The following is a 21,999-nucleotide window of genomic DNA, read 5'->3' as shown; positions in this document are numbered from 1 at the left end:
GAAAGAGTGTTTTTTAGAAATATTGTTTTTTAGAAATATTGTTTGTAGCACGAGCCCTGCCCAAAATGGCGGACAGACAGCAAATTAGGCGCAAGCACCAGAAAGTTTTTAATAGGAGATTTCGATGTCACATTTTGGCGGTCAGGAGCAGTTAGCATCCCAAATGGCACTTGTGCCAATGGTTATCGAGCAAACCTCTCGAGGTGAGCGCTCATATGATATTTATTCACGTCTATTAAAAGAACGTATTATCTTCCTGACTGGTCAGGTGGAAGATCATATGGCGAACTTAATTGTCGCTCAAATGCTATTTCTTGAAGCAGAAAACCCAGAGAAAGATATTCAACTTTATATCAACTCACCAGGCGGCGTGATCACTGCTGGGATGTCTATTTACGACACCATGCAATTTATCAAGCCTGATGTGAGTACTATCTGTATGGGACAAGCGTGCTCAATGGGTGCGTTTTTATTAACCGCAGGTACAAAAGGTAAACGTTTCTGCTTACCAAACTCTCGCGTCATGATCCACCAACCATTAGGTGGTTATCAAGGACAAGCGACAGACATTGAAATTCACGCTCAAGAAATCTTGAAAGTGAAATCGCGCATGAATGAATTGATGGCCCAACATACTGGGAAATCCATTGAAGAAATTAGTCGTGACACAGAGCGTGACCGTTTCTTATCAGCAAATGAAGCTAAAGAATATGGTCTGGTTGATCATATTTATACCAGCCGTTAATTTGTAAATATTTTGATATAATTAGTTTATATCCTAAAGTTTTTGAAAATTTGTTGCCTTGTTTTGCTGCGAAAATTAGATAAAACAAGGTATTATAAATATAAGTGAGGTCTACTGATGACAGATAAACGCAAAGAGGGAGCAGGTAAATTGCTGTACTGTTCTTTCTGCGGAAAAAGTCAGCATGAAGTGCGTAAGCTGATTGCCGGTCCGTCAGTCTATATTTGTGATGAATGCGTGGATTTATGCCTCGATATCATCCGTGAAGAGATCAAAGAACTGGCTCCGCATCGCGAGCGTAGTGAGTTGCCAACTCCCCACGAAATCAGACAGCATCTTGACGACTACGTTATTGGTCAAGAAAAAGCGAAAAAAGTATTAGCGGTTGCTGTTTATAACCACTACAAACGTCTACGTAATGGCGATAAAACCAGCGATGGTGTTGAATTAGGCAAAAGTAACATTCTGCTCATTGGTCCAACGGGTAGTGGTAAAACTTTATTAGCAGAAACGTTAGCTCGCTATTTAGATGTGCCATTCACTATGGCGGATGCGACCACATTAACTGAAGCGGGTTACGTGGGTGAAGACGTTGAAAATATCATCCAGAAGCTGCTACAAAAATGCGACTATGATGTTGAGAAAGCTCAACGTGGTATCGTCTATATTGATGAAATTGATAAAATTTCTCGTAAATCCGATAACCCATCCATCACGCGTGACGTATCAGGTGAAGGGGTGCAGCAAGCATTACTGAAACTGATTGAAGGCACTGTAGCCGCGGTTCCGCCACAAGGCGGTCGTAAGCATCCGCAACAAGAGTTTTTACAGGTAGATACCTCGAAAATTCTGTTTATCTGTGGCGGTGCATTTGCCGGGTTGGATAAAGTTATTGGTCAACGTCTGAATACTCGTTCAGGTATTGGTTTTGCGGCGCAAGTTACAGGTGAATCAGAGAAGGCAACCGAAGGTGAGTTACTCACTCAAGCTGAGCCTGAAGATCTCATTAAATTTGGTTTGATTCCTGAGTTTATCGGTCGTCTACCTGTGGTTGCCACCTTGACTGAACTGAGTGAAGAAGCACTGATTCAGATCTTAAAAGAGCCGAAAAACGCATTGACTAAACAGTATCAAGCTCTGTTTAATCTCGAAGGCACTGAATTAGAGTTTCGTGAAGAAGCATTAACGGCGATAGCGAAAAAAGCGATGGCGCGTAAAACCGGTGCTCGTGGCTTACGTTCAATCGTCGAAGCTGCTCTACTTAACACCATGTACGATCTACCTTCAATGAGTGATGTTGAGAAAGTCGTTGTAGATGAAAATGTGATTAATGAACAGTCAGAACCACTGTTAATCTACAGCAAACCGGATGCTCAAGCTTCTGGCGATAATTAACTTCTCGTCTGTGTTCAATAAATAATCAATCAAAATGAGGGGTAACCCTCATTTTGTTTTTTATGCTTAACTAACCATTGAATGCTAAAATCTTGTCCCCATATAGTTTATATTCTTAGTTGTGGTTTCCTTATTTTGAAAGAGCACTGTTTATATCACAGTGTTTTACAAGAATTTTTTCTGTTATAAGCAGAAACCCTTAACTGGCGTGTGCTAAACGAAGAGAGAGCTTTATGAATCCAGAGCGTTCCGAACGCATTGAAATACCAGTATTGCCTCTGCGTGATGTAGTGGTGTACCCACATATGGTGATCCCACTGTTTGTTGGACGTGAAAAATCCATTCACAGTCTGGAAGCAGCAATGGATCATGATAAGCAAGTGATGCTGGTTGCGCAAAAAGAAGCCTCAACCGATGAACCTGGGGTGAATGATTTATTTACTGTTGGGACAATTGCATCTGTGATCCAGATGCTGAAACTACCTGACGGTACCGTTAAAGTGCTAGTTGAAGGACTACGTCGTGCTCGCATTACTAGCCTGACCGATAACGGCGAGTATTTCTTAGCACAAGCTGAATATCTAGCAAATGATAGTGCGAAAGCGGCTATCTATGATGACGCATCAAAAGTGCCAAGCACTGCGGAATTGGTTGACGAAAAAGAGCAAGAAGTATTATATCGCACGATTGTTAGCCAGTTCGAAAGCTACATCAAACTGAACAAAAAAATTCCACCTGAAGTTCTGACCTCACTGCATGCGATTGAGCAAGACCAGCTAGATAAACTGGCTGATACGATTGCTTCACACATGCCGTTAAAACTGGCAGACAAACAGCGCGTTTTAGAAATGGCAAACATTGCTGAACGTGTTGAGTTCCTGATGGCAATGATGGAATCAGAAACTGAGTTACTGCAAGTTGAAAAACGCATTCGTAACCGCGTGAAAAAACAGATGGAAAAAAGCCAGCGCGAGTACTATTTGAATGAGCAAATGAAAGCGATTCAAAAAGAACTTGGCGAAATGGATGATGCTCCAGATGAAAATGAATCGCTGAAACGCAAAATCGAAGAAGCGAAAATGCCAAAAGAGGCACAAGAAAAAGCCGAAGCGGAATTGCAGAAGCTGAAAATGATGTCTCCAATGTCAGCTGAAGCGACTGTGGTTCGTAGCTACATTGATTGGATGGTTCAGGTTCCGTGGCATAAGCGCAGTAAAGTCAAAAAAGATTTAGTGAAAGCGCAAGAAGTGCTCGATACAGATCACTATGGCTTAGAGCGCGTTAAAGACCGTATCCTTGAATACCTCGCGGTTCAAAGCCGTGTTAGTAAAATCAAAGGGCCAATCTTATGCTTAGTCGGACCTCCAGGGGTTGGTAAAACGTCTCTGGGGCAATCTATCGCTAAAGCAACAGGGCGTGAATATACCCGTATGGCTCTGGGTGGGGTTCGTGACGAAGCGGAAATCCGTGGTCACCGTCGTACTTATATTGGTTCAATGCCGGGTAAACTTATCCAGAAAATGGCGAAAGTAGGGGTTAAAAACCCACTATTTTTACTGGATGAAATCGATAAAATGTCTTCAGACATGCGTGGAGATCCTGCATCAGCACTGTTAGAAGTGTTAGATCCAGAACAAAACGTTGCATTCAACGACCATTATCTGGAAGTTGATTATGACCTGTCTGACGTGATGTTTGTGGCAACATCGAACTCGATGAATATCCCTGCACCATTATTAGACCGTATGGAAGTGATCCGTCTGTCTGGTTATACCGAAGACGAAAAACTGAATATTGCTAAGAGACATTTACTATCTAAGCAAATTGAGCGTAATGCCTTGAAAAAAGGCGAGTTATCTATCGATGATGGCGCAATTATGAGCATCATTCGTTACTACACTCGTGAAGCTGGCGTGCGTGGATTAGAACGTGAAATTTCTAAACTGTGCCGTAAAGCCGTTAAAGCATTGCTGATGGATAAAAAACTGAAGCATATTGAGATCACTGCGGATAATCTGAAGGATTATTTAGGTGTTCGTCGCTTTGACTACGGTCATGCTGATACCGAAAACCGAGTAGGGCAAGTGACTGGTTTAGCATGGACAGAGGTTGGTGGTGACTTACTTACCATTGAGACAGCCTGTGTACCGGGCAAAGGTAAGTTAACTTACACTGGTTCTCTGGGTGAAGTGATGCAAGAATCAATTCAAACAGCGCTGACAGTGGTACGTGCTCGTGCAGAAAAACTGGGTATTAACGGTGACTTCTATGAAAAACGTGATATTCACGTTCACGTACCAGAAGGCGCAACACCGAAAGATGGTCCAAGTGCGGGTATCGCAATGTCAACGGCACTGGTTTCTTGCTTAACGGGTAACCCTGTAAAAGCGGATGTGGCGATGACCGGTGAAATCACGTTACGCGGTTTAGTATTACCAATTGGTGGGCTGAAAGAAAAATTACTGGCAGCTCATCGTGGTGGTATTAAAACGGTTCTTATCCCTGATGATAACAAACGTGATTTAGAAGAAATTCCTCAGAATGTGATTGCTGATTTGCAAATCCATCCTGTTAAGACAATTGAAGAAGTCCTCTCATTAGCATTAGTCAATCCTCCTTTTGGGGCTGAAGTGGTCCAAAAGAAAGCTAAAAGAGTGAGCTGAATCAAGAAGCTTGTATAAAATTAAGGCTGACAGCTAATTTAGGGCTTGTCAGCCTTTTTTTTCGTGGTTACTTTAGCGAAGATTCTGATAATGGTTAGCGTGCTATCTGTTTTCTTGCCATTAATATTCAGGATTGATATAACGGCTGCATCATTAATTAACTATACTTAGTAATGTTAACTATACTGTAGTTGGTTAATTAACCGATAAAGTCAAAACTAATATGGGGATGATAATAGTGAATAAGTCTCAACTGATTGAAAAAATCGCTGCAGAAGCGAACATTTCTAAAGCCGCAGCAGGTCGCGTAGTCGATGCTTTCGTTGCTTCTGTAACGACTTCTCTGAGCAAGGGTGATGATGTTACTTTAGTTGGTTTTGGTACTTTTAATGTACGTCAACGCGCAGCACGTACAGGTCGTAACCCGCAGACAGGTAAAGAAATTAAAATCGCTGCGGCAAAAGTTCCTGCATTCCGTGCAGGCAAAGGTCTTAAAGACGCTGTTAACGGTTAATTGAGTTTAGTTTCGTCTTTCACGCATTTTTGCGAAAACTCAAACTGACGTAATGTCTTTAATCAGCTAATATATAAGCGCGCCATGGAAATGGTGCGCTTTTTTTTCTATCTGAGTTAAAATTAGCGTAATATTAAGAAATTCAACAAAGCAAAGCGGAGTTAAGCCTTTTTATGATGGAAGATCTACGCACGAAGGCGAACAGTCCTTTTATTAAAGTGTTGTTAGCTATTATTATCTTGTCATTCGTGCTGACAGGTGTTGCTGGCTATGTGATTGGTGGCTCAAGTAATAATGCTGCTGAAGTCAATGGACAGCCAATAAGCAAGGAACAATTACAGCAAGCTTTCCAGCAAGAGCGCCAGTCATTACAAGAATACTTAGGAGATAAATTCTCTGAAGTTGCAAGTAATGACAACTACATGAAAGAGCTGCGTACCCAAGCTTTGAATAACTTAATCAATAATCAATTGATTAACCAATACGCTAATGAATTACAACTCTCTGCTAGCGACCAACAAATTGAGCAAGCTATTTTTGCTATGCAAGTTTTCCAAACAAATGGAAATTTTGATAGTGAAAAATATCGCGAAATTTTAAAACGTTACAATATTAATGCAGATGATTTTGCGGCACAAATTCGCCAAGATTTAGTTCGTGCGCAATTAGGTAAATCGTTCACCGGAACAGAATTTGCACTGCCTTCAGAAGTAAAAGCATATGCAGAACTGTTTATGCAAGAGCGTGAAGTTCGTACAGCAAGCTTGTCATTAGCTGCGCTAGAAGCTAAACAAACTGTTTCTGAAGATGAATTAAAAGCGTATTACGCGGCAAATCAAAACAGTTTTATTTCACCTGAACAAGTTCAAGTAAGCTATGTAGAAATGGATGCGGCATCTATGCCAAAAGCATCTGTGACGGCTGATGAGGTGAAAGCTTACTATGATGAAAATCTAAAGAATTTCACGAAAGCGGAACAAAAGCTGTATAGCATGATTCAAGTCGCATCAGAAAAAGATGCGCAAGCCTTAGAAGCGGAGCTGAAAGGCGGCGCTGATTTCGCAACGTTAGCTACTGAAAAGTCCACAGATAAATTCAGTGCAGGCAACAAAGGCGTGATTGGTTGGATGGAAGCAACTTCTACACCAAGCGAAATCGTCAGTGCGAATTTAACCGAAAAAGGTCAAATTTCTGCACCGATCAAAGTCCAAGATAATTATGTCTTATTCCGTTTGGATGATGTTAAGCCAGAAGCGATTAAGCCTTTTGATGACGTTAAATCCAGTATTGAAACTAGCTTAATCCAAGATAAAAGCGTCAAACAATTTTACGATTTACAACAGAAAGTGAGTGAAGCTGCGACTAATGATAATGAATCATTAGCATCAGTTGAAAGCATTTCTGGCTTGAAAGTTGCGACTACTGGCTGGTTTGATCGTCAAAACCCACCGGCACAACTGAATTTCCCGAAAGTCATTAATGAAGTTTTCAGCGACCGTTTAGTCGATAAAAAAGGTACAACCGGTATCAACTCTGACGTGATCAACGTTGAAGGGGATCGTGCATTTGTCCTGCGTGTGACTGACTATAAAGCGGAATCAACAGAGCCATTCGAAACAGTAAAAGCGGATATTGAAGCATTAGTTAAGCGTCAGAAAGCATCCGCACAATTAAAAGCGAATGGTGAGAAATTACTGGCAGAGTTACAAGCTGGTAAAGGTGATGAAGCATTGAAAGCTGCAGACACTCAGTTTGGTGCTGTTCAAACAGTTTCATTCCTTGCTCCTGCAACGGATGTGACTGGCGTTGCGATGAAAATGACACCGCCAACTGACGGTAAACCAACTTACGCAATCGCTTATGACCAAAAAGATAATCTACTAATTGTTCAATTAGATAAAGTGACTTTAGGTCAGCCAACAGCTGATGAACTGAGCCAGTTGTCAAACGAATATCGTGGTGCAATGAGCTCAGCGGTGAATGAAGCGTTAATGCTGAATTTACGCGCGAATGCAAAAATTGAAGTGCAAAGCTTAGAATAAGTTATTTGCATGGAATAATTGCGAAGCGCTTCGCAACTAAAATTGTTATATCTGTAATAGAAGGCCACCCATTGGGTGGCCTTTCGCATTGTATAAACTGAAGAAAAGTTTTTGAAAAAATTCTCTGGCATTGTGATGTTTCAACACACATAGGAGAACAATGATGAAATGGAATAAAAGCATTAAACAAGGATTAGGGACAGCGTTAATGGTGGTAATGTTATGCCCTTTATCTGCATTTGCAGTGGTTAAAAAAGCAGAAACTGAAAAACCAGCCACGGCGATAGTGCAACCTCAAAATAGTGATGAAGTAAAAAACGTGGCGAGTTTAACATCTCCAGACCAAGTGAATATTAATCAAGCCACTGCTGAAGAGTTAGCGAGAAAACTCAATGGAATTGGTAAACAGAAAGCTCAGGCTATTGTTGAATACCGAGAAAAATATGGCGCTTTTAATACAGTTGAAAATATCCTTGAAGTACAGGGAATTGGACCTGCATTTTTAGAGAAAAATCGTAATAAACTTGTCCTATAAGCAAAAACAGCCCACTTTCAGCGTGGGCTATTTTTTTAGAAAATGGAAAGTAGCGTTATGAGATTAAAAACAAATTGTGGGTAATATTTGTGCTATTAAATTTGATTTAAAGCACGAATATGAGAGCTAAGTCTGATTAGTGATATTTTTTAAGCAGCCCTTTCAAATATTTGTTATTTTTATGTTATCAAATAATTCAACTGGTCGGAGTAGTTATGGCGATACGCATAAAAGTGCTCGGTTATCACATTGATGTCTTTCAACATGTCAATAATGCTAGGTATTTAGAGTTCTATGAAGCGGATAGATGGGATTGGATGGGAAAAGCTAATCTCATTGAATGGGCTATTCAGCATAGAATCGTGATGGCGGCAGTGAATATTAATGTTAACTATTTCCAAGCCGTTGGGTTGGGCGATGAGCTAACCGTTATTTCTCGAATGGATAAAATCGGAGTGAAGAGTGCTGTCTGTTACCAACAAATTATTCGCCATCGTAATGGTGTTGATGAAGTGGTATCCGATGCATATGTCACGTTTGTCTTCATTGACGGTAAAGTCAATAAAGCCATGGTGATCGAGGATGAGCTTCGAGAAAAAATTGAGTCGCTGAAAAATAAAACAGATGCTTTTATCGAAGTATAGGCAAATTAGCAGTATAGCCAACCAGGAAGCACTAACCATAGTTGGCTTTTAGAATTACATCGTTACGTTGAGTTGCTTAAGTAATGAATCCATAACGGCTTGTTTATTATTTAGGTAATAATTTAAGCCTTTGCTGCGTAAATGGCATGCGGCACACTCGGAACAGCCATCACCTGGAATACCATTGTAGCAAGTGAGAGTTTGAGTGCGGATAGTCTCAAGGTGCCCATAGTAGTCAGCAAGAGCCCATGTTTGTGCTTTGTCTAACCACATGAGTGGTGTTTCGAAACGAATATCTTTTGCTAGTCCTAGGCTAACCGCATGATTGAGCGCTTTGACAAACTCATCACGACAATCAGGGTAACCTGAAAAGTCAGTTTCACAGACACCGGTGATCACCGCTTCAGCTTGTACTTGGTAAGCATAGATAGCAGCGAGTGTTAGGAATAGAATATTACGTCCGGGTACAAAAGTACTTGGTAACCCGCTGGCTTCGCTTTCTTCATAGTCAGGAACCGGAATGTTATCACGGGTTAAACTACTAACCGCTAGCTCATTGAGCAAGGTAACATCAAGAACTTTATGCGCTTTTGCGCCTAATTGTATGCTAAGCTTTTGCGCAATGTCGATTTCTAAGCGGTGGCGCTGACCATAATCAAAGGTGACACAATGAACCTCATCATAATGTTTGAGTGCTTGAATTAGGCAGGTTGTTGAATCTTGTCCTCCGCTGAAGACAACAACAGCACGTTTCATGAGTCTCTCCTAAGATTAAATAATGAGAATATTAATTTAGATCTATGTTAACGAGCCAAGAGGGGAATGAACAGTCTGTTTTTGTACCTTCAACCTCTAAAATAAGCAATTTATGCTATGTTTCGGTTATTCATGCAAAGTTATTCTACAATACTAGCAATTCGTAACAGCTTTATTATTTCATCATGATAGAATTTTGCGGATAACAGGATTCGCTCAGGGGCTAAACATGCTGGATAAAATAGATAAAAAACTACTTTGCTTATTACAAAATGACAGCAGCCTATCATTAAACTCATTAGCAGAAGCCGTCAATTTAACCTCGACACCATGCTGGAAGCGACTTAAAAGGCTAGAGGACGAAGGATATATTCGAGGACGAGTCACGCTATTAGATGGCGAAAAACTGGGATTGGGGCTGACGGTGATTGTCATGATTAAAACCCAACAACATAATAGCGAATGGTATGCGCAATTTGTTTCATTTGTGGAAAAATTACCTGAAGTTTTAGTGTTTTATCGCATGGCTGGTGAATATGACTATCTGATGCAAGTCGAAGTTCATGATATGAAATCCTATGATCTATTTTATAAGAAATTGGTTAATGGCGTTCATGGCTTAATTGATGTAACCTCCAGTTTTGCAATGGAAAAAATCAAATATACAACCGTTTTGCCAATCCCTGACTAATCCAAAAGTCATATATTAGCCCAAGAGCGCAGAGCTCCTAATAATAGAGCAAGCAGTCACTAACATCATTCAAGGCAGTAATACGTGCGATTATTTTCACAATTACGTTGGTATTTTATAAGCGAATGGCGTCGCTATGTTGGCGCTATTTGTTTTCTTGTGGTCATTGCTATTTTACAAATGATCCCACCACGCTTTGTTGGTGTGATAGTGGATGGTATTAGCAAAGGGTCGATGACGAATCAACAACTTGTGACGTATGTATTATCCATGCTCGGAATTGCTTTAACAGTTTATGGGTTGCGCTATGTTTGGCGTTTATGGCTATTTGGTGCTTCTTACAAATTGGCTGTCCGACTAAGACAACAAATTTATCAGCAGCTTAGCTTACAAAATCAGCCATTTTATTTGAAATATCGCACAGGAGATCTTATCGCGCGTACCACGAATGATGTGGATCGTGTGGTATTTGCCGCAGGTGAAGGCGTTTTAACTCTAGTTGACTCTCTGGTGATGGGATGTGCCGTCCTTATTATGATGAGCATCGAAATAAGTTGGCAGCTAACACTCCTTGCCTTGATTCCTATGCCTATTATGGCACTGGTCATTAAGCGTTATGGCGACCAGCTTCATCATCGTTTTAAACATGCTCAAGGTGCTTTTTCATCATTAAATAACCACGCACAAGAGAGCTTAACCAGTATTAGAATGATCAAAGCATTTGGTCTTGAAACGCATCAATCCAATCAATTTGAGCAAGTTGCCACTGAAGCTGGACGCAGGAATATGCATGTAGCGAAGATTGATGCTCGCTTTGATCCGACCATTTTTATGGCGATAGGAATGGCAAACTTGTTAGCCATCGCGGGCGGAAGCTGGATGGTGTTGAATGACACATTAACCCTCGGGGAGCTCACCAGCTTTGTCATGTATTTAGGGTTGATGATCTGGCCAATGCTTGCCCTTGCATGGATGTTTAATATTGTTGAACGAGGAAGCGCAGCATATAGCCGGATTTTAAGCCTGCTTGACGAGCCCTTAGTGATTAAAGATGGTAACCAAAGTTTGCTTGCGGAAAAAGGCGAGTTAAACGTCAATATCAGAACATTTTCGTATCCCGAAACTCAGCGCCATGCTTTGCATGATATCCAGTTTGATGTAAAACCTGGGCGCTTCCTTGGGTTATGTGGACCAACGGGATCAGGGAAGTCGACATTAATTACTGTGTTACAACGCCATTTTGATGTGAATGAAGGTGAAATTATTTATCAAAATAAATCACTGACAGATATTCGACTCGATGAGTGGCGGGCAAGGTTATCAATAGTGAATCAATCTCCATTCCTATTTTCTGATTCGGTCGCAAACAATATCGCTCTTGGGCAGCCAAATGCAACAATGGAGCAGATAGAAGACGCGGCTAGGGTTGCTTGTGTGCATGAAGATATTCTACGCCTCCCCGAAGGGTATCAAACCCAAGTGGGAGAGCGTGGTGTTATGCTCTCGGGGGGGCAAAAACAGCGAATTTCCATTGCACGGGCGATTTTACAAAATGCGGAAATCCTTATTTTGGATGATGCGCTGTCCGCCGTTGATGGGCAGACAGAGCACACTATTTTGCAGAATTTGAGTCGTTGGAGACAGGGGAGAACGTTGATTATTAGCGCCCATCGTCTATCAGCCTTGGTGGATGCCGATAATATTATTGTTTTATGTCATGGGAGTATAGTTGCCAAAGGCACTCATAAAGTACTTTCTCAGCAATCTGGTTGGTACAGCGATATGTATCATTATCAGCAAATTGAAGCCGCTTTGGACGGTGATCTATGAACCAGAGAAAACCGCTTTGGCCAGCATTAAAACGTTTATTATCTTACGGTAAACCTTACCGCGGTACTATGGGGATAGCGATTGCTATGCTTTGGTTGGCTGCCGCCGCAGAAGTGAGTGGGCCCTTACTGATTAGTTACTTTATTGACAATATGGTCGCGAAAAAACAGATCATTATGCCGCTAACGCTGTACATGGTGATTGGATTTATTGCGCTGCAAATCATTGCAGCACTTCTTCACTATCATCAAAAAATTCTGTTTAATCAAGCTTCTGTTGGAGTGGTGCAAAATCTACGAACTGATGTGATGAATGCGGCTCTGCGCCAGCCATTAAGTGCTTTTGATAAGCAGCCAGTGGGGCAGATTATTTCTCGTGTGACCAACGACACCGAAGTGATTAAAGATTTGTTTGTCATGGTAGTACCAACAGTATTTCGCAGTTTGGCATTAATTTGTGCCATGCTAGTCGCCATGTTTTCTTTAGAGTGGCGAATGGCATCCATTGCGGTACTCATTTTTCCTGCGGTTCTGATCGTCATGTTGGTTTATCAGCGACTTAGCACGCCAATTGTGCGCCGTGTTAGGGCGTATCTTGCAGATATTAATAATGGTTTCAATGAAGTCATTAATGGTATGACGGTTATCCAGCAATTTTTACAGCAAGCCAGATTTGGCAAAAAAATGCTGGAAGCAAGTGAAGATCACTATCATTCCAGAATGAAAGCATTGAAATTAGATGGATTACTACTCAGACCACTACTGAGTTTGTTCTCTGCCTGCGTATTATGTGGGTTATTATTGCTATTTGGATTTGATGGTACCAGTACTGTCGGTGTCGGGGTTCTGTATGTTTTCATTAACTACTTAGGTCGTTTAAACGAACCATTAATTGAGCTAACATCTCAGCAGTCCATGTTGCAACAAGCGGTTGTATCCGGTGAACGTGTTTTTGAATTGATGGATAGCCCACAGCAAGGTTATGGCGAAAATATTGCGCCATTACAGGGCGGAGCAATTGAGATCAAACACCTCTCTTTCGCTTATCGAGATGATAAAAAAGTCCTTGATGATATTAATTTATCCGTCCCAGAACACCATTTCGTGGCTCTCGTTGGGCATACGGGAAGTGGAAAAAGTACCATTGCAAACTTAATCATGGGGTATTACCCATGGCAGGAAGGGGAAATTTTACTGGATGGACGGGATTTAAATTCACTGTCCCATCAAGTATTACGAAATGGCATTGCTATGGTGCAGCAGGATCCGGTAGTACTCGCGGCTTCATTTTTTGATAACGTTGCTCTAGGACGTGATATTTCCCAAGAAAAGGTGTGGGAAGTCCTTGAAACTGTACAATTAGCTCAGTATGTCCGTGAATTGCCAGATGGATTGGATTCATTGTTAGGTGAGCAAGGAAACACTTTATCTGTTGGGCAACGACAGCTATTGGCGATGGCGAGAGTACTCGTCGTAACACCGAAAATTCTGATATTGGATGAAGCGACCGCGAATATAGATTCTGGCACTGAACAGGCAATTCAAAAGGCGCTACGTGTTATTCGTCGAAATACGACGCTGGTGGTGATAGCTCACCGCTTATCAACGATTGTGGATGCTGATCAAGTTGTTGTTCTTCATCGAGGAATGATCGTTGAGCAAGGAAATCATGCTGAACTTCTTCAGCAGGAAGGTCGCTATTACCAGATGTATCAATTACAACAAGTGGGCGAGTCACTGAACTCTCGTGATGAAGCGGCTGCAGAAGCATTATTAGTTTAGTTAGTGCTTACTGACATACTTTATGTTGAATTGACGAGTTGATTAAGTTACTAAGCAAGGAAAAGCCTCACAATTAGGAATTCCTATATAGTTGAGGCTTTTCTTGTCTTAAAGTTAGTAACGACTTACTTTTTTCGGGCTGATATAAATCGGGACATTATCGAGGTTTTCTTTTACGAATGACCCCTTCTTGTACTGTTGTTGCCACTAAATCCCCTTGCTGATTATAAATTTGCCCTTTAACAAAACCACGCCCGCCAGAAGCAGAAGGGCTTTCAATGGCATACAGTAACCATTCATCGAGGCGATAAGGACGATGAAACCACATTGAATGGTCAATCGTTGCTACTTGTAAATCGCGTTCCATAAACCCACGTCCATGAGGCTGTAATGCTGCGGGAAGGAAATTGTAATCCGATGCGTAGCCTAACAAGTAATCATGCAACTCTGGTGTATTGGGAAGTTGTCCTTTGGCCTTAAACCAAATATAGCGAAAGGGCTCTTGAGGTGCGCTATCAAACGGGCTATAGAACTGAATCGGGCGAAACTCGAAAGGATTAGGGCGCAGTGCATATTTTTTGACAGCATCAGGAAGCTGATCTGCGAAGCGTTGAATGATTTCATCCTGTGAAATCAATTGCTCTGGTGTGGGGACATCAGGCATTAGATTTTGATGATTAAATCCATCTTCTTGTTCTTGAAATGAGGCCGTCATAAAGAAGATCGGTTTACCATTTTGAATGGCACTAATACGGCGTGTACTAAAACTGCCACCATCACGCAAAATTTCTACATCGTAGACAATCGGTTTTTGGCTATCTCCTGGACGCAGAAAATAGCTATGAAATGAGGTTATGATGCGATCTTCGGGCGTGGTTTGTTTCGCTGCATACATCGCTTGTCCAACAACCTGTCCACCAAAAACTTGTGGCAAACCAAGATCTTCACTTTGCCCCCGAAAAATACCTTCTTCAATTTTTTCGAGTTTTATTAGGCTAATTAAGTTTTGTAATTCTGTGCTCATAGTTACCTTGAAGATGGTTAAAAAATATCAGATGTCGCTATTTTCCCATTAATCCACAGAAATAGGTAGGCAGTTTGTGTACGGATTAATTGACAATCGTTTTTGGTTACAATTTGAAATATAATTTCATTATTTAATTTGTATTAGATATAATTTTCTAAGTTTAGATAAACTCTAATATATCAAGAATAATCATATTAAAATGTCTAATTAAATCAAAATATTATAGGTAATTATAATGACATTCTATCGCTACATGATTAGTTCGTTGATACTTATTTTCTTAGTAGGGTGTGAAGGAAACAACGCCAATCCCCCTGAAAAAAGGGTAAAAGGGAAAAGTAATCGCGAAAATCAGCAAGTAGACATCGGTACGATTAGCGGAAATATCCTTATTGCTAAAAATAAAGGGTTATCTGAAAACGTGGATATTACAGTCACCATGGTAGATAACTCATTTGTTGAGTTGCCAGCGCTGATATTATCTCAAAAGCACTATACTAACTTGAACAATCAAGTGACGCTTCCGTATCAGCTGACATACCACAAAAATGAAATAAGAAACCAAGCTAAAATCACGGTTAGTGCGACGTTACACGCTGATGGAAAATTAATCTATATTACAGAATCGTCGACTGAAGTGATCAATAATGGCATGGTTGAAGATATTGATTTACTTCTGGTTCCTGCTAACTAGCGGCTGGTTCTTATTAGTAAGTATTAATTCCTACCAATATTTATTGTTCATACCAATCTGTATTAAATAACCCTTCAGATTTTTGTGTAATAAAACAGCACTTGATCGCCACTTTCTTGCTATTTAGCTATCTATCAAGCATAATGCCCGTGCTTTGAAAGAAGCAATCAATGGGGGCTCTGTTGGTTCTCCCGCAACGCTAACTTGTTAACTAGGTCAGGTCCGGAAGGAAGCAGCCATAGCAGGGGTCGTGTGTGCCGGGATGTCGCTGGCAGGGCTCCCACCCAATATTAAGCCCTCTCTTAATCTTCATATCCCTGTTTCATCAATCAAATGTTCAGTAGCAATAATCATTGCCTTTTAGCTATGCTTTCTTGTTATTATCGCGCTTAGTTTACTATATTTTAATAATAAGAAATTGATTGCTATTCTTAATTGGTATTTACAATGGTTCAATTGATATTGAAATAGCTATTATCGCATGAAATGTTAAATTAATTGGGATTAGGGAAAGGTGAAAATAAAAGGATATAAAGAGGCTGCCAGTATTCAGTGAATACTAACTAAGATAAATAAGGAATTTTCATTGAGCCGATAAAGTATTACCGGCTATAACCATTCACTATCTATGCGTGTAAATAAGTATTTATCTAACAAACTTCCAAACAGATGCTGGGATTTTATCGTAAAGTTTATTCATAGTGAGTTCGGCAAGACGATGATCAGCTGCGGAGTAAAATAACTCTAATTCATCATCAGATAACTCATACTTATTTTTTTCAATAACGCGCTCAAGTGTTTCAATAGTGGTGCATTTTCTTAAACGCATCAGATAATCGGATTTGGTCATAACGCCCTTTCTTTATGTGTCGATAACCTAAAATGTACTATAGGATAGTGAAATTAAAGGTAAATGGTGATTCTATGTCTTACTTGTCAGGCATTTTAGATCATCATCGAGCACTGCGACAAGATTTTGATTCATACTTTCCCAGTCAATGATTTCGCTGAAAGTAATTACTGGGCTGCCAAATAAATTATATGTCTCGTCAAGATACTCTTCAACAAGAGAAATAACGAGATTTTCTTTCGGATACTTGATTTTGAATCGCCAGACAAAAGCTGCAATATGCTCAACGAGCTCATTGAGGCTGATGCTTTGTGCCGAACTAAGATCATTTACCCAATGGGTGTTTGTTTTTTGTAAACTTGATATTGCGTCTCTATTCAAACTGTTACACAGATATTTTAATTCGGCTATATCATGTTTCTTGGGTGAGTATTCATCCATAATCACCTCCATGGGCGAATCTGACTTTTACTTTGCGTATTTTTGTATCAAAAATAATGTCACATCAACTAAATATAAGCATCTGTTTTCAATATAAACAAACATGGTTAGTATATTGATAAATATAAGATTATCACTAATTGAGAGAGTTTTAGGTTGTCACTAATATAAAAGTAATATTCAAATATAAACTGATTGCTCAGATTGCTTTCGCCACATCAATAATAATAGCACTTTTATTTCATAAGTCACCACCCAATAATGACTTTTTTAAGCAGGGAATCGTAAGGGGAAACTAGGAAAAATCGGGATAATTATTTTTTCTATCACACCCTAATCAAGAATGTAAATGATATTGTGCGATTTCGGCAATTAAGTGTATTTGATGATATGTTACAACTCAAATTGTGATCCAGATTGATATCGAGATTAAGGCTAATTAAATAGTTTATTTCTAATCATTGAAATTTATTTAATATAAAATCCCCTAAGGTTTAACCTTTATGGGGATTTTTGAAATATTTAATTTAAAGATATAAATTCAATGTAACACCTGGCTTTAAATCTGCCATTTTAACACCTGAGTTCCAATTCATCAGGTCGTTAAGTTTAATTCCATGACGCTTAGCAATACTGTAATAAGTATCGCCTTTTCTGACTTTGTAAGTTCCACCTTTACGATTATTGCTGGTCGGTGTCGTACCTGAAATTTTTAATGTTTGTCCTGGAACGATGTTCGCTTTAGCTGTTTTTAACCCATTTAGCTGTTGGATATTCTTAGCTGTTGTATTGAATTTTTTAGCAATGCTTGCGATTGATTCACCTTTGCGAACTTTATAACTAAAGGTTTTAGCTTGCTTTGAGTTCGCTTTTGCTGTCCGGGTGTTACCCGCCGCGGCTTGCGCATAACGATTTTGTGCTACCGCGTTGCGAATATCATTTAATACGTCTTGATCCGTCAGTGAAACTTTTAGCTGCTCAGCTTTTGCAGTTGGCAACATAATATAATGTGGACCATTTGGCGACGTAACGCCTCGGGTATAACCCGAATTATAGGTTTTAATGGATTCTTCCGTTAAACCTGTTAATTCAGCAGCTTGAGTCAATGTGATTTGTTGCCCCACATCAACCTGCGTTAACCCTCTATTCTTATTGCTTTTTGGTAATCTGACTTGATAGCGTTCTGGTTGTCTTAACACTTGGCTAAGAGCAAGGATCTTTGGAACATATTGTTTGGTTTCTTTTGGTAATTGAAGAGACCAAAAATCTGTTGGTAAGCCAGCAGCTTCATTCTTTTTAATCGCGTTTTGAACGCAACCTTCACCGCAGTTATAAGCAGCAAGTGTGAGCTCCCAATCGTGACCGAACATAATATTCAGATTCTCAAGGAGATCTAAAGCCGCTTTTGTGGATGTCACAACATCACGTCGCTCATCAACCCATTGTGTCTGTTTTAACCCATATGAACGTGCAGTGATGGGAACGATTTGCCAAAGACCCGCCGCTTGTGCTGGGGAAGTGGCTTTAGGATTATATGAACTTTCAATGACAGGAATTAAGGCTAATTCCATTGGTAAGTTACGATCATTGATTTCATCTACAATTAAGTACATGTAAGGCTCAGCTCTTACTGCCACATCATAGATAAAACTTTGTTTATTGGAGTAACTATTGGCCATTTCCCGAATTGTTGTGTTTTCGGGGATATCCATCTTCAGTTCACCACTAATATAACCCCAAAGGTCATGATCGACTTTGGAAACCTGTCTACTTGCTGCCTGGTTATGGGATGCAACAGTGTCAATTGAGTGGTTGGTTGAAGACTTTGGTTGCTTAGCGGTGACTTTGGAAGTGCCTTGACAGCCCGCAAGCAAAACAATGGCGATGAGGGTCGCGATTATCTTCATTAGCTCTATTTTTCTTTATTCTTGATGTTTAAAAGTTGACCAGATAATACTGGCTTTAGCTGTTATTGACAACGATTATACATCAATATTCATCCTTTAATTTACGTAATAAGGTGAAAACTGCACGTAATGATGGATTTGTCACATTAATGTTCAGTTTTTGTTGTAATTTCGGATTGTCACATTGTAAAAAAATGTTGATATTTTTCTCAGTTTTCAATGTACTAGGTACTGTTGCTTGCTGATTGTTGCGCAAAGTCCTTACTTTTTCGGAATAATTCATAATTGTCTCATTTTCAGGCCAAATATGATGAGCGAATTGTAAATTAGACTGCGTATATTCATGCGCACAGCAGATGAGAGTATCATCAGGAAGCACTGCGATTTTTTGAATCGATTGATACATTTGGTCGGGGGTACCCTCGAAAATCCGCCCGCAGCCAGCTGAAAATAATGTATCACCACAAAATAGGTAAGGAGCTTGGTAAAAACCGATATGCCCAAGCGTGTGACCAGGGAGACCAATGACTTGAAAATTGAAGTCACCAATAATGACGGAGTCGCCATCACATATAAGCTCTGTAGCCCCTTTAACTAAGGTTTCTTGGGGACCAAATACGGGGAGTTTTGGATATTGAGCAATAATACCTTTCACACCCTGAGTATGGTCGTTATGATGATGGGTGAGTAAAATTGCAACAGGGGTCAATTGGTTAGCCGTTAATATTGAGAGAATCGCCTCTGACTCAGCAGGGTCAACAATGATACACTGCTGGTTGTTTGCTAGTAGCCAAATGTAATTATCATTTAACGCTGGTACTCGAATTAACTCCATAATCAACCTCGATCCGATTTTTAAGGGGAATGTTATGAAACCTGCGCGTATTGAAGAAAAGATTCAAATGCCCGCCAGTTGGTCTGATATTCCTTTTGGTGAACACTATCGCCAAGCCTTGGAAGCCCAGTTAGCGCCTTGGTGGCAAAAAATGTTTGGTTTTCACCTGCTTAAATTAGGTCATTTGAGTACAGAAATCCACACTAAAGAGTGCATGATCCCTCATCAATTCACGTTAGGTGAAGATCCTCACTTATTTGATGTTGCGGCAAATCCTGAAGCTTTGCCTTTTGCGGATAAGACAATTGATGCCTGTTTAATGCCTCATTTGCTCGCCTATAGCCATGATCCACATTGGATCTTACGAGAAGTGGATCGGGTATTGATCGATGATGGTTGGCTGATTTTATCGGGATTTAACCCATTCAGCATAGCTGGAATGGCAAAATTAGTACCGATTTTACGTAAGCAGCAGCCTTACTGTAGCCGTTTTTTCCCTTCTCTCCGGGTATTTGATTGGCTAGGGTTACTCAATTATGAGGTGCTATATCACCGAAATTGCCAAGTATTACCTTGGGTCTCATCGGAAAAACGGGTCAATAAACGTTGTGGTGGAATTGGTGTGATAAGCGTGATTGTTGCAAGAAAGCGTACATATCCATTAACGCCAACGCCCTTGAAATTTAAGCAACCTAAAGTGAAAATTTCAACAGCGTTGGGTGCAACGAAAGAAATCAGTAAATCGAAGCAACTTCGTTAAATCTGAACCTGGCTATTCTTGAGTAGGTTGGTAGCCTGTATCTTCTTTTGTTGGCGCATTGGCCGCGGCGCGAGCTAATTCATCACATTTTTCATTCTCAGCATGACCAGCATGACCTTTCACCCAGCGCCAATCGATAGTATGGCGTGTAATTGCTTGGTCGAGACGCTTCCAAAGATCCACATTGACCACTGGCGATTTATCCGCCTTTTTCCATTGACGACGTTTCCAATTATGGATCCACTGAGTGATCCCTTGGCGTACATATTGGCTATCGGTAGTCAGAATAATATCGCAAGGTCGGGTCAGTGACTCTAAGGCAACGATTGCGGCGAGTAATTCCATGCGATTATTGGTGGTGAGGAAAAAACCATCACTGAGTGTTTTCTCATGTTGCTGATAACGAAGTACGATACCGTATCCGCCGGGGCCTGGGTTCCCTAAACAAGACCCATCAGTGAAAATTTCTACCTGCTTTGTCATTTCTGTTACACTCTTTCTTATTCATCAACTTCTAGTTTGACACAAAAAAACATTATGAGCACGGCGATAACCCGACAAATTGTCCTCGATACTGAAACCACAGGTATGAACAAGCTTGGTGTTCATTATGAAGGGCACAATATCATTGAAATTGGTGCTGTAGAGGTGATTAATCGCCGCTTAACAGGGCGCAATTTCCATGTCTACATCAAACCAGACCGTCTCGTTGACCCAGAAGCTTTCGAAGTCCACGGAATCAGTGATGAATTTTTGCAAGACAAACCGGTATTTGCCGATATAGCCGATGAGTTTATCGAATTTATTCGCGGTGCAGAACTCGTCATTCACAATGCACCCTTCGATATCGGCTTTATGGACTACGAGTTTCGTAAGCTCAACAGAGGCATTCCTCCAACCTCAGAATTCTGCACCATTACCGACAGCTTAGTATTAGCTCGCAAGATTTTTCCCGGTAAACGTAATAACTTAGACGCCTTATGTGATAGATACCTTATCGATAACTCCAAGCGAACATTGCACGGAGCTTTACTCGATGCTGAGATCCTCTCTGACGTCTACTTAGCGATGACAGGGGGGCAGACCTCTCTTGCATTTTCAATGGAATCTGAATCCAGCAATACGGAACAAGCCAATGAAATTCAACGTATTGAGCGTCCAGTAAGTGGATTAAAAATTATTTATGCTTCTGATGAAGAAATTGCAGAGCATGAAGCCCGCTTAGATATCGTGGATAAAAAAGGGGGAAAACCCTGTTTATGGCGGCAATCTGAGCAAGATGACGAAACCCTTCATTAATGGCGACAGTTTTGTAATCTAATAAGGCTAAAAACTGCTCAACCGTACGATTTTTCAAGAAAAAGAGTTGACTGTCATATCAAGTATTCGTAATATGCTTGGCGTTCCCAGTAGGGAACTTCGGAGCGGTAGTTCAGTTGGTTAGAATACCTGCCTGTCACGCAGGGGGTCGCGGGTTCGAGTCCCGTCCGTTCCGCCAATTTATTAAGCCCTGAGTCTTACGACTCGGGGCTTTTTTTTGCTGCAAAATCACCCGTTACATGACATCTCAGGCCTTTGGATGTACATGCCTCAATTTGCTCTCACACTCATTCTCACCCTTACAGGGGAAAGCTAGGTGGCTTATTACAGCCAACTCTGTTTTCTGTACTTTCGGGGGCATATACAGTCATCAAATTATTTATAGGAACGATAATTAATTCTATTATCGATAGACGTTATTACTGAGATATTGTTATTTTCGATTATTGAAATAGGAGCCATCAATGTATATTAAATTAACATTTCATTTTATGAACTAAGAATAATTCCTAGATAAATTTAGAATTATAAGGGAATGTTCTTAGTTTGTATTTAAATATGGAATTTAA

The 21,999-nt window shown here is 40.4% G+C and carries 20 protein-coding genes, 1 tRNA gene and 1 other RNA gene; 15 read left to right on the top strand and 7 right to left on the bottom strand.

From position 1 onward, the window contains the following. Positions 1-124 precede the first annotated feature (124 nt). The 7 genes from clpP (at position 125) to JK188_RS06740 (ending at position 8,538) form a co-directional block, all read left to right on the top strand. Positions 125-745: an ATP-dependent Clp endopeptidase proteolytic subunit ClpP gene (gene clpP / locus JK188_RS06770; protein ID WP_006657219.1), complete on the top strand. Its 621-nt coding sequence runs from the start codon at positions 125-127 to the stop codon at positions 743-745. Between the two features lie 117 nt (positions 746-862). Beyond that, complete coding sequence (gene clpX, locus JK188_RS06765) at positions 863-2,140, top strand: ATP-dependent protease ATP-binding subunit ClpX (RefSeq protein WP_211886626.1); 1,278 nt, start codon at positions 863-865, stop codon at positions 2,138-2,140. 233 nt (positions 2,141-2,373) lie between these two features. Further along, positions 2,374-4,803 carry an endopeptidase La gene (lon, locus tag JK188_RS06760; RefSeq protein ID WP_211886624.1) on the top strand — a complete coding sequence of 810 codons (2,430 nt, stop codon included), beginning with the start codon at positions 2,374-2,376 and terminating at the stop codon, positions 4,801-4,803. Positions 4,804-5,041: 238 nt separating this feature from the next. After that, positions 5,042-5,317, top strand: a complete 276-nt coding sequence (gene hupB / locus JK188_RS06755; protein ID WP_006662768.1) for a nucleoid-associated protein HU-beta — start codon at positions 5,042-5,044, stop codon at positions 5,315-5,317. A 173-nt stretch (positions 5,318-5,490) separates the two neighbouring features. Further along, complete coding sequence (gene ppiD, locus JK188_RS06750) at positions 5,491-7,359, top strand: peptidylprolyl isomerase (protein ID WP_211886622.1); 1,869 nt, start codon at positions 5,491-5,493, stop codon at positions 7,357-7,359. Between the two features lie 163 nt (positions 7,360-7,522). Then, complete coding sequence (locus tag JK188_RS06745; RefSeq protein ID WP_211886777.1) at positions 7,523-7,894, top strand: ComEA family DNA-binding protein; 372 nt, start codon at positions 7,523-7,525, stop codon at positions 7,892-7,894. A 215-nt stretch (positions 7,895-8,109) separates the two neighbouring features. Then, positions 8,110-8,538: an acyl-CoA thioesterase gene (locus JK188_RS06740; protein ID WP_211886620.1), complete on the top strand. Its 429-nt coding sequence runs from the start codon at positions 8,110-8,112 to the stop codon at positions 8,536-8,538. Positions 8,539-8,592: 54 nt separating this feature from the next. Here JK188_RS06740 and queC read toward each other — a convergent pair whose 3' ends face one another. Further along, positions 8,593-9,294, bottom strand: a complete 702-nt coding sequence (queC, locus tag JK188_RS06735) for a 7-cyano-7-deazaguanine synthase QueC (RefSeq protein ID WP_211886618.1) — start codon at positions 9,292-9,294, stop codon at positions 8,593-8,595. 229 nt (positions 9,295-9,523) lie between these two features. Here queC and JK188_RS06730 point away from each other — a divergent pair, with 229 nt between their 5' ends. The 3 genes from JK188_RS06730 (at position 9,524) to JK188_RS06720 (ending at position 13,596) form a co-directional block, all read left to right on the top strand. Beyond that, entirely contained in the window at positions 9,524-9,985 is a 462-nt protein-coding gene (locus JK188_RS06730) for an Lrp/AsnC family transcriptional regulator (RefSeq protein WP_036953928.1), read from the top strand. 84 nt (positions 9,986-10,069) lie between these two features. After that, entirely contained in the window at positions 10,070-11,815 is a 1,746-nt protein-coding gene (locus JK188_RS06725; protein WP_211886616.1) for a SmdA family multidrug ABC transporter permease/ATP-binding protein, read from the top strand. Beyond that, positions 11,812-13,596: a SmdB family multidrug efflux ABC transporter permease/ATP-binding protein gene (locus tag JK188_RS06720; RefSeq protein ID WP_211886614.1), complete on the top strand. Its 1,785-nt coding sequence runs from the start codon at positions 11,812-11,814 to the stop codon at positions 13,594-13,596. The genes JK188_RS06725 and JK188_RS06720 overlap by 4 nt, the downstream gene beginning before the upstream one ends. A gap of 157 nt (positions 13,597-13,753) precedes the next feature. On the opposite strand, the gene tesB is transcribed toward JK188_RS06720, so the two are convergent. Then, on the bottom strand, positions 13,754-14,620 hold the full coding sequence (gene tesB, locus JK188_RS06715) for an acyl-CoA thioesterase II (RefSeq protein WP_211886612.1): 867 nt from the start codon (positions 14,618-14,620) through the stop codon (positions 13,754-13,756). 238 nt (positions 14,621-14,858) lie between these two features. On the opposite strand from tesB, the gene JK188_RS06710 reads away from it, so the two are divergent. After that, on the top strand, positions 14,859-15,317 hold the full coding sequence (locus JK188_RS06710; RefSeq protein WP_211886610.1) for a YbaY family lipoprotein: 459 nt from the start codon (positions 14,859-14,861) through the stop codon (positions 15,315-15,317). A 180-nt stretch (positions 15,318-15,497) separates the two neighbouring features. Then, an RNA gene (gene ffs / locus JK188_RS06705) (signal recognition particle sRNA small type) lies at positions 15,498-15,594 on the top strand. Positions 15,595-15,963: 369 nt separating this feature from the next. Here ffs and JK188_RS06700 read toward each other — a convergent pair. From JK188_RS06700 to gloB, 4 genes are all read right to left on the bottom strand, one after another. Then, positions 15,964-16,167, bottom strand: a complete 204-nt coding sequence (locus JK188_RS06700; RefSeq protein WP_004905417.1) for an HHA domain-containing protein — start codon at positions 16,165-16,167, stop codon at positions 15,964-15,966. A gap of 72 nt (positions 16,168-16,239) precedes the next feature. Continuing rightward, on the bottom strand, positions 16,240-16,608 hold the full coding sequence (tomB, locus tag JK188_RS06695; protein ID WP_036953942.1) for an Hha toxicity modulator TomB: 369 nt from the start codon (positions 16,606-16,608) through the stop codon (positions 16,240-16,242). A 527-nt stretch (positions 16,609-17,135) separates the two neighbouring features. Further along, positions 17,136-18,515: a murein transglycosylase D gene (gene mltD, locus JK188_RS06690; protein WP_211886607.1), complete on the bottom strand. Its 1,380-nt coding sequence runs from the start codon at positions 18,513-18,515 to the stop codon at positions 17,136-17,138. Positions 18,516-18,597: 82 nt separating this feature from the next. After that, positions 18,598-19,350: a hydroxyacylglutathione hydrolase gene (gene gloB, locus JK188_RS06685; RefSeq protein WP_211886605.1), complete on the bottom strand. Its 753-nt coding sequence runs from the start codon at positions 19,348-19,350 to the stop codon at positions 18,598-18,600. Between the two features lie 34 nt (positions 19,351-19,384). Here gloB and JK188_RS06680 point away from each other — a divergent pair, with 34 nt between their 5' ends. Beyond that, the gene (locus JK188_RS06680) at positions 19,385-20,110 is read left to right on the top strand and encodes a class I SAM-dependent methyltransferase (RefSeq protein WP_211886603.1); all 726 of its coding nucleotides are present in this window, start codon (positions 19,385-19,387) and stop codon (positions 20,108-20,110) included. A 12-nt stretch (positions 20,111-20,122) separates the two neighbouring features. Here JK188_RS06680 and rnhA read toward each other — a convergent pair whose 3' ends face one another. Further along, positions 20,123-20,593 (bottom strand): ribonuclease HI, encoded by a 471-nt coding sequence (gene rnhA, locus JK188_RS06675; protein ID WP_036953952.1) that lies wholly within the window; start codon positions 20,591-20,593, stop codon positions 20,123-20,125. Between the two features lie 54 nt (positions 20,594-20,647). On the opposite strand from rnhA, the gene dnaQ reads away from it, so the two are divergent. Together dnaQ and JK188_RS06665 are read left to right on the top strand one after the other, a co-directional pair. Continuing rightward, positions 20,648-21,409: a DNA polymerase III subunit epsilon gene (dnaQ, locus tag JK188_RS06670; protein ID WP_211886602.1), complete on the top strand. Its 762-nt coding sequence runs from the start codon at positions 20,648-20,650 to the stop codon at positions 21,407-21,409. A gap of 122 nt (positions 21,410-21,531) precedes the next feature. Then, positions 21,532-21,608 (top strand) — tRNA-Asp (locus tag JK188_RS06665). Positions 21,609-21,999: the final 391 nt, after the last annotated feature.

The organism is Providencia sp. JGM181 (assembly GCF_018257375.1).
GTDB classification, from domain to species: Bacteria; Pseudomonadota; Gammaproteobacteria; order Enterobacterales; family Enterobacteriaceae; genus Providencia; species Providencia lanzhouensis.
Note: the sequence above shows the minus strand (reverse complement) of the source record. Positions and strands in the feature narration are given on the sequence as shown.

Coding starts and splice junctions, on each gene's coding strand:
- JK188_RS06710 (WP_211886610.1), top strand. CDS start 14,859: ATGACATTCTATCGCTACATGATTAGTTCGTTGATACTTATTTTCTTA.
- lon (WP_211886624.1), top strand. CDS start 2,374: ATGAATCCAGAGCGTTCCGAACGCATTGAAATACCAGTATTGCCTCTG.
- JK188_RS06730 (WP_036953928.1), top strand. CDS start 9,524: ATGCTGGATAAAATAGATAAAAAACTACTTTGCTTATTACAAAATGAC.
- JK188_RS06745 (WP_211886777.1), top strand. CDS start 7,523: ATGAAATGGAATAAAAGCATTAAACAAGGATTAGGGACAGCGTTAATG.
- ppiD (WP_211886622.1), top strand. CDS start 5,491: ATGATGGAAGATCTACGCACGAAGGCGAACAGTCCTTTTATTAAAGTG.
- JK188_RS06700 (WP_004905417.1), bottom strand. CDS start 16,167: ATGACCAAATCCGATTATCTGATGCGTTTAAGAAAATGCACCACTATT.
- gloB (WP_211886605.1), bottom strand. CDS start 19,350: ATGGAGTTAATTCGAGTACCAGCGTTAAATGATAATTACATTTGGCTA.
- rnhA (WP_036953952.1), bottom strand. CDS start 20,593: ATGACAAAGCAGGTAGAAATTTTCACTGATGGGTCTTGTTTAGGGAAC.
- clpX (WP_211886626.1), top strand. CDS start 863: ATGACAGATAAACGCAAAGAGGGAGCAGGTAAATTGCTGTACTGTTCT.
- tomB (WP_036953942.1), bottom strand. CDS start 16,608: ATGGATGAATACTCACCCAAGAAACATGATATAGCCGAATTAAAATAT.
- JK188_RS06680 (WP_211886603.1), top strand. CDS start 19,385: ATGAAACCTGCGCGTATTGAAGAAAAGATTCAAATGCCCGCCAGTTGG.
- clpP (WP_006657219.1), top strand. CDS start 125: ATGTCACATTTTGGCGGTCAGGAGCAGTTAGCATCCCAAATGGCACTT.
- tesB (WP_211886612.1), bottom strand. CDS start 14,620: ATGAGCACAGAATTACAAAACTTAATTAGCCTAATAAAACTCGAAAAA.
- queC (WP_211886618.1), bottom strand. CDS start 9,294: ATGAAACGTGCTGTTGTTGTCTTCAGCGGAGGACAAGATTCAACAACC.
- JK188_RS06720 (WP_211886614.1), top strand. CDS start 11,812: ATGAACCAGAGAAAACCGCTTTGGCCAGCATTAAAACGTTTATTATCT.
- JK188_RS06740 (WP_211886620.1), top strand. CDS start 8,110: ATGGCGATACGCATAAAAGTGCTCGGTTATCACATTGATGTCTTTCAA.
- dnaQ (WP_211886602.1), top strand. CDS start 20,648: ATGAGCACGGCGATAACCCGACAAATTGTCCTCGATACTGAAACCACA.
- mltD (WP_211886607.1), bottom strand. CDS start 18,515: ATGAAGATAATCGCGACCCTCATCGCCATTGTTTTGCTTGCGGGCTGT.